The organism is Pseudohaemophilus paraphrohaemolyticus (assembly GCF_003253115.1).
GTDB lineage: Bacteria > Pseudomonadota > Gammaproteobacteria > Enterobacterales > Pasteurellaceae > Haemophilus_A > Haemophilus_A paraphrohaemolyticus_A.
The window spans coordinates 352956-366102 of the sequence record NZ_QEQF01000001.1 but is presented as its reverse complement, the minus strand read 5'-3'; the positions used below and the strand labels follow the sequence as shown (position 1 = coordinate 366102).

The 13147-nt window shown below is 39.2% G+C and carries 12 protein-coding genes and 1 tRNA gene; 9 read left to right on the top strand and 4 right to left on the bottom strand.

Annotated elements, in window-relative coordinates; genetic code table 11:
* Positions 1 to 111 precede the first annotated feature (111 nt).
* The 3 genes from moeA (at position 112) to DPV92_RS01490 (ending at position 2304) form a co-directional block, all read left to right on the top strand.
* Positions 112 to 1356, top strand: a complete 1245-nt coding sequence (gene moeA / locus DPV92_RS01500; protein ID WP_111353339.1) for a molybdopterin molybdotransferase MoeA — start codon at positions 112 to 114, stop codon at positions 1354 to 1356.
* A 13-nt stretch (positions 1357 to 1369) separates the two neighbouring features.
* The gene (moeB, locus tag DPV92_RS01495) at positions 1370 to 2122 is read left to right on the top strand and encodes a molybdopterin-synthase adenylyltransferase MoeB (protein ID WP_111353338.1); all 753 of its coding nucleotides are present in this window, start codon (positions 1370 to 1372) and stop codon (positions 2120 to 2122) included.
* Positions 2123 to 2228: 106 nt separating this feature from the next.
* A tRNA-Asn gene (locus DPV92_RS01490) sits at positions 2229 to 2304 on the top strand.
* Between the two features lie 183 nt (positions 2305 to 2487).
* On the opposite strand, the gene DPV92_RS01485 is transcribed toward DPV92_RS01490, so the two are convergent.
* Both DPV92_RS01485 and sodA read right to left on the bottom strand, forming a co-directional pair.
* The gene (locus DPV92_RS01485; RefSeq protein WP_111353337.1) at positions 2488 to 5241 is read right to left on the bottom strand and encodes a TonB-dependent receptor domain-containing protein; all 2754 of its coding nucleotides are present in this window, start codon (positions 5239 to 5241) and stop codon (positions 2488 to 2490) included.
* A 218-nt stretch (positions 5242 to 5459) separates the two neighbouring features.
* Entirely contained in the window at positions 5460 to 6101 is a 642-nt protein-coding gene (gene sodA, locus DPV92_RS01480; protein WP_111353336.1) for a superoxide dismutase [Mn], read from the bottom strand.
* A 179-nt stretch (positions 6102 to 6280) separates the two neighbouring features.
* On the opposite strand from sodA, the gene ndk reads away from it, so the two are divergent.
* Both ndk and selD read left to right on the top strand, forming a co-directional pair.
* On the top strand, positions 6281 to 6697 hold the full coding sequence (gene ndk / locus DPV92_RS01475; protein WP_111353335.1) for a nucleoside-diphosphate kinase: 417 nt from the start codon (positions 6281 to 6283) through the stop codon (positions 6695 to 6697).
* A gap of 82 nt (positions 6698 to 6779) precedes the next feature.
* Complete coding sequence (gene selD, locus DPV92_RS01470) at positions 6780 to 7820, top strand: selenide, water dikinase SelD (RefSeq protein WP_111353334.1); 1041 nt, start codon at positions 6780 to 6782, stop codon at positions 7818 to 7820.
* An 81-nt stretch (positions 7821 to 7901) separates the two neighbouring features.
* Here the strand turns inward: selD and purH are convergent, their stop codons facing one another.
* Positions 7902 to 9491: a bifunctional phosphoribosylaminoimidazolecarboxamide formyltransferase/IMP cyclohydrolase gene (gene purH / locus DPV92_RS01465; protein WP_111353333.1), complete on the bottom strand. Its 1590-nt coding sequence runs from the start codon at positions 9489 to 9491 to the stop codon at positions 7902 to 7904.
* Between the two features lie 131 nt (positions 9492 to 9622).
* Between purH and DPV92_RS01460 the strand changes: the two genes are divergently transcribed.
* The 4 genes from DPV92_RS01460 (at position 9623) to DPV92_RS01445 (ending at position 12595) form a co-directional block, all read left to right on the top strand.
* Positions 9623 to 9892, top strand: coding sequence for a GNAT family N-acetyltransferase (locus DPV92_RS01460; protein WP_111353332.1), 270 nt, complete (start codon positions 9623 to 9625; stop codon positions 9890 to 9892).
* Positions 9893 to 10023: 131 nt separating this feature from the next.
* A complete protein-coding gene (gene metN / locus DPV92_RS01455) occupies positions 10024 to 11061 on the top strand; it encodes a methionine ABC transporter ATP-binding protein MetN (protein ID WP_111353331.1) in 1038 nt (345 codons plus the stop codon).
* Positions 11051 to 11728 (top strand): methionine ABC transporter permease, encoded by a 678-nt coding sequence (locus tag DPV92_RS01450; protein WP_111353330.1) that lies wholly within the window; start codon positions 11051 to 11053, stop codon positions 11726 to 11728. The genes metN and DPV92_RS01450 overlap by 11 nt, the downstream gene beginning before the upstream one ends.
* Before the next feature lie 36 nt (positions 11729 to 11764).
* On the top strand, positions 11765 to 12595 hold the full coding sequence (locus DPV92_RS01445) for a MetQ/NlpA family lipoprotein (RefSeq protein WP_111353329.1): 831 nt from the start codon (positions 11765 to 11767) through the stop codon (positions 12593 to 12595).
* 253 nt (positions 12596 to 12848) lie between these two features.
* Here DPV92_RS01445 and fis read toward each other — a convergent pair whose 3' ends face one another.
* Positions 12849 to 13142: a DNA-binding transcriptional regulator Fis gene (fis, locus tag DPV92_RS01440; RefSeq protein ID WP_005705819.1), complete on the bottom strand. Its 294-nt coding sequence runs from the start codon at positions 13140 to 13142 to the stop codon at positions 12849 to 12851.
* Positions 13143 to 13147 lie beyond the last annotated feature (5 nt).

Sequence of the window (13147 nt, the reverse complement as noted above, 5' to 3'; positions counted from 1 at the left end):
GGAGTATGAATTTGAAAAATTCACGCACGTAACATATCCAACTTGGTGCGTGAACTTTGTTCACACACACTACAAGGTAGAATTTAAGTCTATTTTCATAAGGAAAATAAAATGGCACTTTTACCTCTCAACGAAGCACTTTCCAATATGTTGGCACAACTGCCACAACCAACAGAAACTGAAACACTTTCCTTAAACAACTGTACTAATCGTGTATTAGCTCAAGATATTATCTCGCCAATTAACGTCCCAAGTTTTGATAATTCTGCAATGGATGGCTATGCGATCAAGTTTGCTGATTTAGAAAAGTTTACCGCTTTTAATATCGCAGGCAAATCCTTTGCGGGCAAGCCATTTGAGGGTGAAACTCAGGCGGGCGAATGTGTCCGCATTATGACGGGTGCAATGATTCCTACAGGCTGTGATGCGGTGATTATGCAAGAAGAAACCGAACAAGCGGGAGAAAATCAGATCCGTTTTACCAATGAAATTAAACTTGGGCAAAATATCCGTCGCGTGGGCGAAGATGTGGCAAAAGGTAATCTTGTGCTTGCCAAAGGTAGCCTATTAAACGTGGCGAGTTTGCCATTGTTAGCATCGCTTGGTATTGCAGAAGTTGAGGTATTTAAACGTACTAAAGTGGCGATTCTTTCGACAGGTGATGAGCTAGTGAGCGTCGGCAAATTGCTTGCTGCAGGACAAATTTATGATACCAACCGTTTTGCGGTACGTTTAATGCTTGAGAAATTGAATTGTGAGATTTTAGATTTTGGCATTTTGCCTGACGATCCGAAAATTTTCGAAGAGACTTTTATGAAAGCTCAACAAGCTGCAGATGTATTAATTACTAGCGGTGGCGTGTCAGTCGGTGAGGCGGATTTTACCAAAGATGTGCTCGAAAAATTGGGCGAAATCGCCTTCTGGAAAATCGCAATGAAACCAGGTAAGCCATTTGCTTTCGGTTTTTTAGGCAATGAGGGTGAAAAACAAACCATCTTCTTTGGCTTACCAGGCAACCCTGTTTCTGCGTTGGTGACTTTCTACCAATTAGTACAGCCTGCCTTATCTCAACTTGCTGGTTTGAATGCAGACTATCTTGCAAATTTAATGCCAAAAATGACCGCTTGTGCGGCAACCAATTTGAAAAAAGCAGTGGGGCGCCAAGACTTCCAACGTGGTTTTTATTTCATCAACGAACAAGGCGAATTGATGGTAAAACCAGTCGGGCAGCAAGGTTCGCATATTTTTAGTGCTTTCTATGAAAGTAATTGTTTTATCGTACTTGAAGCCGAGCGTGGCAATGTACAAGTGGGCGAAAAAGTGACCATTCAACCGTTTAATGGCTTATTGAAATAGTGGCGGTTAAATAATGGAATTAACCGATCACGAAATGTTGCGTTATAACCGCCAAATCAGCCTAAAAGCAGTGGATTTTGACGGGCAAGAGAAACTGAAAGCTAGCTGCGTGCTGATTGTTGGTGCGGGTGGTTTAGGCTGTGCTGCAAGCCAATATTTAGCCAGTGCAGGTGTAGGCAAAATCATTTTTGTGGATTTCGATACTATCTCACTTTCTAATCTGCAACGTCAAATTCTTTACACTGATGCCGATATTGGCAAGACCAAAGCGGAAGTGGCAAAGGTGCGTTTGCAAGCGATTAACCCAAACATTGAGGTGCAAGCGGTCGTAAAAAAATGTGATGATGCGGAATTTGCTGAATTCATCAAGCAAGTAGATGTGGTAGTGGATTGTACCGATAATGTAGAAGTGCGTAATCAGCTCAATCTACAATGTTTTGAACAAAAACGACCGCTTGTTTCAGGTTCTGCAATCCGCTTTGAAGGGCAGATTTCTGTGTTTACTTATGCCAAAAACGAAGCCTGCTACCAATGTTTAAGCCAGCTTTTTGGCAGTGATACGTTAAGCTGCGTGGAAGCAGGCGTGATTTCTCCCATTGTGGGGGTGATCGGCAGTTTGCAGGCATTGGAAACCATCAAGGTTTTACTCAATATTGGTAAAACCTTAGCGGGGAAATTGTTGATTATTGATGGCTTGCATTTTTCTATGCGCGAGATGAATCTACCGAAAATGCCGAGTTGTCAGGTTTGCACAGCATCATGTTAGATGGCATAAAATCACATAAATAAGGCTAATATTACTTATAATTTTATTTATGAAATAATTTATTTGACAGCTAAAACGTTTTAGCCTAAAATGCACACCGTTTTGTTCCTCCTTAGTTCAGTCGGTAGAACGGTGGACTGTTAATCCATATGTCGCAGGTTCGAGTCCCGCAGGAGGAGCCAACTATTTTCCTTTAGTTTTGCTTTTGTTCTTGTTTTATTTGTCTCCTTTTGTAAAACAGTGATTCTTACCTCCAGAATTAGAACAAAAGATTTACCCTATAGCCCTTTTGCTATAGGGTTATTTTTTATCTTAAAATAAGTTCTATTATTACTCTAAATTACACTCCAATTTTCCTATATGACCTAAAATTTATAATTCAAACTCATAATAAAAGTTCTTCCACGTGCAAAGTTATAAAGTACAGATTTATCTGAACCATCATTACAGGTTGATTCATTTATTTTACAGGCTAAAGAATCATTTAAACTTGAATAATAACGTTGCGAAGCCGCGTCATTTCCAGCATCCAATGGATCGACATAACGTTTATCTAACAGATTTTGTACTTCTGCTTTAATAATCAAATCTTTGATTGGTTCATAGCTGACGTGTAAATCTAAAATAATCGGTTGTTTTTCAATCTCTTCCGTTTTCTTAACGGCATAGTAAGTTCTATCACCCGCGGTATTTAATTCAAAGTGAGATCCGTTGATATATTCTTCTTGAGTTGTAGCACGCTTACTTTTTCCATAGTAACGGGCTGCGATACCAAAAGTTAATTTTTGATCAAACCAACGTGTGCCAAGCTCTAATCTACCGTAGTCCTTTGGTAACATAGTGATACGTGATAAACCATAACCTTGTTTCAAAATCTCTTCTTTTGAAGCATTACGCGGACGTGAGCTAGCATCGGCATAATTAGTTGGTTGATTTGTACGTTGATAAGCATAAGAGAAATTCGCAAAAAAACGCCCCATATCATAATTTAACTCTAACTCAGCTCCGCTTTTTTTCACTATTGGTTGATAATTTTGATGAGCAATCGTCAGACGAAAACCATTGAGTCTTGCCCACTCTGGAATAACACCATCTCGTGACCAATCTCCATACACATTGTGGATATAGTTTTTAATAAAACTACGATAGCCAACAACCTTAACTCCTAATATATCTTCTTTTGTAAAAACGCCTTTTTTATAGGTATTAAAACCAAGTTGATAAGTTTCTGCACGTTCAGGTTTCAATGGAGTATTCACCCCCGCATCAGACACTTGAGAGAAAAACATCTCTTGAATATTCGGCATTCTGTGTGTGCGAGAATAAGTGAAAAATGGCATAAAATAATCGCTTAGCTCAGCACTTAATGTGGCAGAATGATTGAACGCTTTTTTATGCCCTGATTTATGCAAAATCGGTTCATTAATTTGTGTTGGTGTATTTTCGTAACCTACATACTCACCGTTAAATGCATAATGGGTAAAATTCACGCTGTAATCTAAATGATAAATGCCTTTAGAAAGTGCGGTATCAAAATACACTGTTTTAAATTTTTGCTTGCCAGAAGGTTGTAAGATTACTGAACGTTGTGGTAATAAACCTTTTGAGCCAGAATATCTCCCTTTATTACTGAGTGAATATGAGCCTTGATCGTGTGATTCATTCACATAAAACAAACTTAATTCTTCAGGAAAGCGGTTTTTATTGTATTCATTGGTAAAATAGTTAAAACCTAATGTGGTTTTTAAATCGATTTCTTTTGGCAATAAGAAGGTATAGCTGTTATTTATATCAACAATATTTGCGACATTTTTGGTAATAAGTTTGTCTGCCACTTGCCAGCCAGCAAAAAAGCCACCCTTAGGATAAATGGTTTTACCAATGTTATGTGCAGCCATTAAATTAAGATCGAGATAGTTGTGATCATTAAAGTTATAATTGAATTGGTAATTACGGTTTTCTATTTTACGTGAGCCAATTTTATTATCCAACGTGCGTAATTGTGCCCCTAAAGTATGGTGATCATCGCCATATTCAAATTTTAACAAATGGCTACGTGAACGAGATTGCAAACTGCCAGGTTCAATAGGTGCAACATCATATTGATCTTTATTGCGTTCAAAGCTATCATCAGTCTCTTTTATGTCTGCTTGTAGTTCTGGTATATCTTGTAAAGGCTTACCATCATCTATATCTTTAAGTATTTTTTTTCTCTTTATAGTTGTTGGGCTTTTTGGGAATGCAATATATTTGCAATCAGGCGTAAAACCCTCTATTACTCTTGTATCTGCTAAATAAGGATTTTTAGTATTACAAGTCCAAGAATTTTGATTTAAATCAGGAGCCCATTGTCCAGCAGAATTTAAAACATAACCATCATTACGAAAAATCTTTTCTTTCTCTTTAGCTAGAACACCCTGCCCTAATGATGCTAATCGTTCTCCGCCACCGATACGATAATCTTGTGAAACTTCACGTTGGCTATAACCGTACACCATGCCTATATAGCCACCATTATCAAGCCATTTTCTGCTTGCAGCCATCGTCATAAAATTGGATTTAGTAGCATTGCTTCCTGTCATTCCTTTCAGAATAAAGCCAAATTGTTTGTCATCGGTAATGACATCATTAACGCCTAATGTTCTAAAATTAGCACTGCCCGCTAACGCATTTATACCGCTTGCTCCCGAAAAGTTACTTTTATTGACATCTACACCTGCAATAAAATTAGGATCGATTGCCGCACCAAATTGAGAACTCCCACCTGATTGACCAGAGTCTAAGGCTGTAGAATAGAAGGTCTGGGTTACACCATCAACCATCGTATTGACACGACCTAATCCATTTTCGCCACGAATATTTACAGAAACGACACCCGAGCCTTTATCTTGTTGAGTAAATGCCCCAGGAATACTCCGAATCACTTGGTCAATGGTTTGGGTTTCCTTAAAGACATTTTCACGCGTACTTTTGGCTTTGGCTTCAGTGAAAGGCTTCTTATCGTTACTCACTTCGCTAGACTTTACCTGGATTTCATCTAGTACTAAATCTGCAGAAGCAAATTGGGCTACCCCCAGTAATGATAATGTAATGATGTTGAGCGAAAACTTTTTGCTCATGCTTTTCTCCTTTTATTTTTTATGGTTATTTAATGAAAATGGCTCGCATTTTCTATCTAAAAACCACTATATTCAAATGGTTTTTACCTATCAATTTAAAATAAATTGCTAAATAAATGAAAGAGAAAGGAAAATGGAAAATAAAAAAGCGGATAAAGTTAAATCCATTACTTTATCCGCGTTACTTACTAGGTAAATGATATAAGATTAATTTTTAATTATTTAGCACAACCGCAAGTGTTTACTTTATCTTCAAAACGGCGAGCTGCTTCATCCCAGTTTACGACGTTCCAGAAGGCTTTGATGTAGTCTGCACGGCGGTTTTGGTAGTTTAAATAGTAAGCGTGTTCCCAAACGTCTAAGCCTAAGATTGGGTAGCCTGAAACGCCAGCCTCTGCTTTACCCATTAACGGAGAATCTTGGTTTGCAGTTGAAACAACGGCTAATTTGCCCTCTTCTAACACTAACCATGCCCAGCCTGAACCGAAACGAGTTGCTGCAGCTTGTTCAAATTGTGCTTGGAATGCTTCAACAGAACCGAAATCACGCTCAATTGCGTCTTTTAATGCACCTTGTAAAGTTGTGCCAGTTTTTAAACCTTTCCAGAGTAACGTATGGTTTACGTGACCGCCCACATTGTTACGTACCGCAACACGTTTTTCTGCTGGAACTTGCTCAAGGTTTGAAATTAATTTACCTGGGCATTGTTCTAATAATTCTGGATATGCTTCTAATGCTGCATTTGCATTATTTACATAAGTTTGGTGATGTTTAGAATGGTGAATTTCCATTGTTCTTGCATCGAAATGTGGCTCTAATGCATCATATGCGTAGCCTAATTCTGGTAATGTGTATGCCATTATTGTTATCCTCAAATAAAAATAGGTAAAACTTGAGTTAAAACTCGCTGTAAATTCTAGCAAAAAATAGTCAGTTAATACACTTTAATTTGATCTATCGCAAATATTTGTCATATTTTTGCTAAAATATCACCGCTTACTTATATGCTTATTTTATGACTAAAATAATGGAGAAAAGAATGATCCAACAAACTTTATGCTTAATTAAACCAGATGCGACGAAACGCCATTTAATCGGCAAAATTTTATCGCATTTAGAAGATGCAGGTTTAACCATTAAGGCCTTGAAAAAAATCCAACTTACCCGTGAACAAGCGGAAGGTTTTTATGCAGAACATCAAGGGCGCGAATATTTTACCTCGCTCATTGATTTTATGATTTCAGCCCCTGTGGTTGCTGTGGTTCTGGAAGGCGAAAACGCAGTAGCAAATTATCGTGCTTTAATGGGAGCAACAAAACCAGAAGATCAAAAACAAGGGACGCTTCGCAAAATGTACGCATTAAGCGGACGTGAAAATTCCGTGCACGGTTCTGATTCTGTTGAATCAGCAGAGCATGAAATCGCTTATTTCTTTACAACAAATGAAATTGTGTAAGAGAAGATTTATTACAGAAAATCGACCGCTTGTGTTACTTCTGGTAAAATGCTCATAATGATTTTATGGATAAGGAGGCGAGATGACCGAACAAGTACGTTTAACGCAATTTAGTCACGGTGCAGGTTGAGGCTGTAAAATTTCGCCTAAGGTGTTAGGGACAATTTTACATAGCGAACTCGAAAAATTTATCGACCCGAATTTATTAGTTGGTAACGAAACCGCAGATGATGCAGCAGTTTACGACATTGGCAACGGTGTAGGCATTATCAGCACCACCGATTTCTTTATGCCAATCGTCGATGACCCATTTGATTTTGGACGAATTGCTGCAACCAATGCAATTAGCGATATTTTTGCGATGGGCGGTAAGCCGATTATGGCAATTGCGATTTTAGGCTTCCCTATCAACAAACTCCCTGCAGAAGTCGCGCAACAAATTGTAGAAGGCGGACGAGCAGCTTGTGCCACAGCGGGCATTGCTTTGGCAGGCGGACACTCCATCGATGCGCCTGAGCCAATTTTTGGTTTAGCGGTAACGGGCGTTATTCCAACTGAAAAAGTGAAACGCAACGCTTCGGCAACCGCAGGTTGTGAACTCTTCTTAACCAAACCACTTGGTATTGGTATTTTGACAACCGCAGAAAAACGGGGAATTTTGAAGCCTGAGCATCAACATTTAGCACGAGATGCGATGTGTCAAATGAACTTGATTGGTGCAGAATTCTCCAAATTGGATGAGGTGAAAGCGATGACGGATGTCACAGGTTTTGGCTTGTTGGGACATTTAAAAGAAGTGTGCGAAGGCTCAAATTTGCGAGCAGAGGTCGATTTTGCTCATATTCAAACGCTTGATGGCGTGCAAGATTATATTGCGCAAGGCTCTGTACCGGGTGGTACAAACCGCAACTTTGAAAGCTACGGGCATTTGATTTCACCATTGACGGACAAGCAGAAAACAATTTTGTGTGATCCGCAAACTTCTGGTGGTTTATTGGTGGCGGTTGAGTCACAAGCGGTCGAAAAAATCCAACAAATTGCAAACACAATGAATGTGCCACTTTTCCGAGTAGGGCGTTTGTTAGAAATGGATGAAAATAGACCGCTAATTGAAGTGCGTTAATATAGGCATATAGAGCAAAAAGGGAAAATAACGTGGTTATTCTCCCTTTTTTGTTTATATCCTGTACATTCAAATGGTGGATTAATGACGGAAATGTCTCATTCCTGTTAATACCATCGCCATTCCGTGTTCATCTGCTGCATCAATCACTTCCTGATCACGCATTGAACCACCTGGGTGAATTACGCAAGTAATGCCCACTTTTGCAGCTGCATCAATGCCATCACGGAATGGGAAGAAAGCATCTGATGCCATCACACACCCCGCCACTTGCAAGCCTCCATCTTCGGCTTTAATACCTGCAATTTTTGCGGAATAAACACGGCTCATTTGCCCCGCACCAATACCGATGGTTTGTCCGTTTTTCGCATACACAATCGCATTCGATTTCACATATTTCGCGACCTTCCAGCAGAAGAGTAAGTCTTCAAGTTCTGCTTGGGTTGGTTGGCGTTTAGAAACCACTTTCAAATCTGCAAGCGATACTGAACCTTGATCCGCTTCTTGCACTAACAAGCCACCATTTACACGTTTGAAGTCTAAGCGTTTTTGTGCTTGGCTAAATTCGCCACATTCTAATACGCGAACATTTTTCTTTTTCGCCAGTGCCTCTTTCGCTTCAGCAGAAACGCTTGGTGCGATGATGACTTCTACGAATTGACGATCTGCAATAGTTTGTGCCGTTGTGCCATCTAACTCACGGTTGAAAGCGATAATGCCTCCGAACGCAGATGTTGGGTCGGTTTGATAGGCGCGATCATAGGCCTCTAAAATGTTTTCACCTAATGCCACCCCACACGGATTCGCGTGTTTCACTATTACACAAGCTGGCTGCTCAAACTCTTTTACGCATTCAAGTGCGGCATCGGTATCAGCAATGTTGTTGTAAGAAAGAGCTTTACCTTGTAATTGTTTTGCGGTTGAAACGGAAGCCTCTTTCACTTCATTTTCTACATAGAATGCGGCATTTTGGTGAGCATTTTCTCCATAACGCATCGTTTGTTTACGCACAAAATTGAGGTTTAGCGTACGTGGAAATTGACCGCAAACTTGGGTTAAATCTTCGTCCTCTGCCCCTTGATAAGGTGGCACTTTTTGTCCGAAGTAGTTGGCAATCATACTGTCGTATTGCGCAGTGTGTTCAAAGGCTTTAATTGCAAGGTTAAAGCGAGTAGCTAAGGTCAGATTATTCTCGTTTTGATCCATCTCTGCTAAAATTGCATCGAAATCGCCATTATTTACCACAATCGCTACATCTTTGTGATTTTTCGCTGCAGAACGCACCATTGTTGGACCGCCAATGTCGATATTTTCTACCGCATCTTCAAGGGTGCAATCTGGTTTTGCGACCGTTGCAGCGAACGGATAAAGATTCACCACCACCATATCAATGCACTCAATACCGTGTTGGTTCATTACTTCATCATCGATGCTGCGACGCCCTAAAATCCCACCGTGTACTTTCGGATGAAGAGTTTTTACGCGCCCATCCATCATTTCAGGGAAACCCGTGTAGTCTGACACTTCAGTCACAGGCAAGCCTGCTTCAGCAAGTAATTTTGCTGTTCCGCCTGTTGAAAGCAATTTTACACCACGAGCCACCAGCCCTTGTGCAAATTCCACAATGCCTTTTTTATCAGACACACTTAATAACGCTTGTTGAATCGCCATTTTGAGTTCCCTTTAATATAGATTAAAATAAAAAAATCGGGCGAGATTATAACGCAAACGTTTGCTTTTTTCATTAGCAAGCGGTGTATTTCTACAAATTTTTTACAAAGTGAAATTTTTAGGAGCAAAGTATGCAAATTATTCATAACGCAGAACAAGGCGAATTTAGTTATTTTGAAGGTGAAGTAAAAATGGGCAAATTACGCTATCGTTATATTCGTGATGATGTGATTGATGTATTTACCACAAAAGTGGATGAAGCCTTTCAAGGCAAGGGGATTGCTGGGAAACTCTATTCTGCCGTAATTGAGTTTGCTAAACAAAATCAGCTTAAAATCAAGCCAAGTTGTAGCTATATTGATGTCAAAATGCAGCGAAATAATCCTGATTTGATCGCTTAATTTCAGTAAAAATGGGCAGTTTAGTTTGTCTTTATTCCATTTTTGAATAAAAAAATAAGCAAGGTGAATTGACATAGCATTCTAGACGTCTAAAATAACCGAAATATTTTAACAAGTGTGTGGATAAATTTATGATTGAGCTGAAAAATATCAGCAAACAATTTGAGGTGAAGGGCAAAAAAATTACTGCCCTTGACAATGTAAACCTTGAAGTTCCGAAAAGCACAATTTACGGCGTAATTGGAGCTTCTGGGGCAGGGAAGAGTACACTGATTCGTTGCGTGAATTTATTAGAACGCCCAACCATTGGGCAAGTGATTGTCGATGGACAAGATTTAACCGCAATGTCAGATAAAGATCTGATTTTAGCTCGCCGCAACATTGCAATGATTTTCCAGCATTTTAATTTGCTTTCTTCGCAAACCGTATTTGAAAACGTGGCGTTGCCATTGCGTTTAAATAATACGCCAAAAGAGCAGCTTGAGAAGAAAGTGAATGAGTTGCTTGAATTAGTCGGTTTAACCGAGCGTAAAGATGTTTACCCAAGTAATTTATCTGGTGGTCAAAAACAGCGTGTCGCTATTGCTCGTGCGTTAGCTTCTAACCCAAAAGTATTGCTTTGTGATGAGGCAACCAGTGCACTAGATCCTGCAACCACGCAATCGATCTTGCAACTTTTAAAAGACATCAATAAACGTTTAGGCTTAACTATCTTGTTGATTACCCACGAAATGGAAGTGGTCAAACGTATTTGTGATCGTGTGGCGGTGATTGATAAAGGTCAGCTGATTGAAACGGGGTCAGTAAGTGAAATTTTCTCTAATCCGAAAACCGTACTGGCTCAGAAATTTATTCAATCGACCTTCCATATTGAGCTTCCGCAAGAGTATATGGAACAACTTTCTGCTCAACCAACCGCAGAGAAAAACAAACCGATTATTAAGTTTGAATTTACAGGGCGTTCGGTTGATGCACCATTGCTCTCGCACGCTTCAAAACGCTTCGGCATTGATTTTAGTATTTTGATGTCGCAAATTGATTATGCAGGTGGTGTAAAATTCGGCTTTGTGATTGCGGAGGTCACCGGCGAAGAAGATGCGATTTCAGAAGCAAGATTCTATTTAATTGATAATAACGTAAAAGTTGAGGTGCTAGGTTATGTGGAATGATTTTCTCAATGAGCTTACTCCGCAGATGTGGCAACTCGTGGCTTCATCAACGGTAGAAACCATTTATATGGGCTTTGTTGCAACATTGCTTTCTGTGGTAATTGGCTTGCCAATCGGTTTTTTTGCTTTCTTAACAGCTAAAGGCGAGATTTTAGAGAACCAACGTGCATACCAATTTTTAGATATTATTATCAATATCGGTCGTTCTGTGCCGTTTATTATTTTGTTAATTGTGCTGTTGCCTTTCACCCGTTTAATTGTCGGAACAACATTAGGCACAACGGCAGCAATCGTGCCATTAAGTGTGTCAGCTATTCCATTCTTTGCACGCTTAACTGCAAATGCCTTGCTTGAAATTCCTGCAGGTTTAACCGAAGCAGCAAAATCAATGGGAGCAACAAATTGGCAGGTAGTAACCCGTTTCTATTTGCCAGAATCTTTACCGATTTTAATTAACGGTATCACGTTAACGCTTGTGGCGTTAATTGGTTATTCGGCAATGGCTGGCGCTGTTGGCGGGGGTGGCTTAGGTAATCTTGCGATTAGTTATGGCGAACACCGCAATATGGTTTATGTGAAATGGATTGCAACAGTCATTATTGTGGCCATTGTGATGGTTTCTCAAAAACTAGGCGATCATTTGGCGAAGAAATATGATCATCGCTAAGATCAAGTTAAACACAACATCTCTTAGAGGTATTTTATGAACTTTAAAAAAGTATTAACTGTTGCATTCGTTTCAGCATTAGCTTTAACCGCTTGTAACGAAGAGAAAAAAGCAGAAACTGCTCAAACTCCAGCAGCTCAACCTACTCAAAAAATCAAAGTAGGCGTAATGTCTGGCCCTGAACACACCGTGGCAGAAAAAGCGGCTCAAATCGCAAAAGAAAAATATGGTTTAGATGTCGAGTTCGTTTTATTTAACGACTACGCATTACCAAACACAGCGGTAAGTAAAGGCGATTTAGATGCTAATGCTTTCCAACATAAACCATATTTAGACAAAGATACGGCATCTAAAGGCTTAGATAACCTTGTTATCGTAGGTAACACATTCGTGTATCCATTAGCGGGTTATTCTAAAAAAATTAAATCAGTGAGCGAGTTACAAGATGGTGCAGTAGTAGCTGTGCCAAATGACCCAAGTAACCTTGCACGTGCGTTAATCTTGTTAGAAAAACAAGGCTTAATCAAATTAAAAGACAACACAAATCTATTCTCAACCGCGATTGATATTGTTGAAAACCCGAAAAACTTAAAAATCCAAGAAGTTGATACTTCGGTCGCAGCAAAAGCATTGGATGATGTAGATTTAGCGGTGGTCAACAACACTTACGCGGGGCAAGTCGGTTTAAGTGCAAATGACGGTGTGTTTGTGGAAGACAAAGAATCTCCATATGTAAACATCATCGTGGCTCGTAAAGATAACCAAGATAGCGACAAGGTGAAAAACTTTGTGAAAGCATATCAAACTGAAGAAGTGTTCCAAGAAGCACAAAAACACTTCAAAGATGGTGTAGTAAAAGGTTGGTAATTTTTTACTGATTAAAAATCTTAAAATCCCTATTGAAACTTTAATTCAATAGGGATTTTTATTATGCCTTTTTATCATTACATTATCGGATTTTGGCGTTTCCATAAAAATTCCTTAACATTTCCCCTATATTGGCTAATTATCTTTAAATGTTCATTTTGAGTCCAGACTATGATGATGGAACAACGGCAGTATAATATCGTAAAAAACCTCACTATCTTTCGATGAGTGAGGTTTTTTATCCGAGTAAGAATTAACCCATACCGTATTTTTTTAATTTTTTACGTAATGTGCCACGGTTAATGCCAAGCATAGTTGCAGCACGAGTTTGGTTACCGCGTGTATATTGCATCACCATATCAAGCATTGGATGCTCAACTTCAGATAATACTAATTCGTATAATTCTGTTGGATCTTCATTATTTAATTGTGCTAAATAGTTTTTTAATGCTGCTTTTACGTTATCGCGTAGTGGTTTTACTACTTGTTGAGCTTGTGCATTTAGCATTGTAACCGTTAATGGGTTGTTTACTGGTTGTTCAATCATTTCCT

Excerpts from the sequence above, each read along its gene's own strand:
- moeB (WP_111353338.1), top strand. The coding sequence starts at position 1,370 with ATGGAATTAACCGATCACGAAATGTTGCGTTATAACCGCCAAATCAGC.
- DPV92_RS01460 (WP_111353332.1), top strand. The coding sequence starts at position 9,623 with ATGCAAATTATTCATAACGCAGAACAAGGCGAATTTAGTTATTTTGAA.
- ndk (WP_111353335.1), top strand. The coding sequence starts at position 6,281 with ATGATCCAACAAACTTTATGCTTAATTAAACCAGATGCGACGAAACGC.
- metN (WP_111353331.1), top strand. The coding sequence starts at position 10,024 with ATGATTGAGCTGAAAAATATCAGCAAACAATTTGAGGTGAAGGGCAAA.
- fis (WP_005705819.1), bottom strand. The coding sequence starts at position 13,142 with ATGATTGAACAACCAGTAAACAACCCATTAACGGTTACAATGCTAAAT.
- purH (WP_111353333.1), bottom strand. The coding sequence starts at position 9,491 with ATGGCGATTCAACAAGCGTTATTAAGTGTGTCTGATAAAAAAGGCATT.
- DPV92_RS01485 (WP_111353337.1), bottom strand. The coding sequence starts at position 5,241 with ATGAGCAAAAAGTTTTCGCTCAACATCATTACATTATCATTACTGGGG.
- moeA (WP_111353339.1), top strand. The coding sequence starts at position 112 with ATGGCACTTTTACCTCTCAACGAAGCACTTTCCAATATGTTGGCACAA.
- sodA (WP_111353336.1), bottom strand. The coding sequence starts at position 6,101 with ATGGCATACACATTACCAGAATTAGGCTACGCATATGATGCATTAGAG.
- DPV92_RS01445 (WP_111353329.1), top strand. The coding sequence starts at position 11,765 with ATGAACTTTAAAAAAGTATTAACTGTTGCATTCGTTTCAGCATTAGCT.
- DPV92_RS01450 (WP_111353330.1), top strand. The coding sequence starts at position 11,051 with ATGTGGAATGATTTTCTCAATGAGCTTACTCCGCAGATGTGGCAACTC.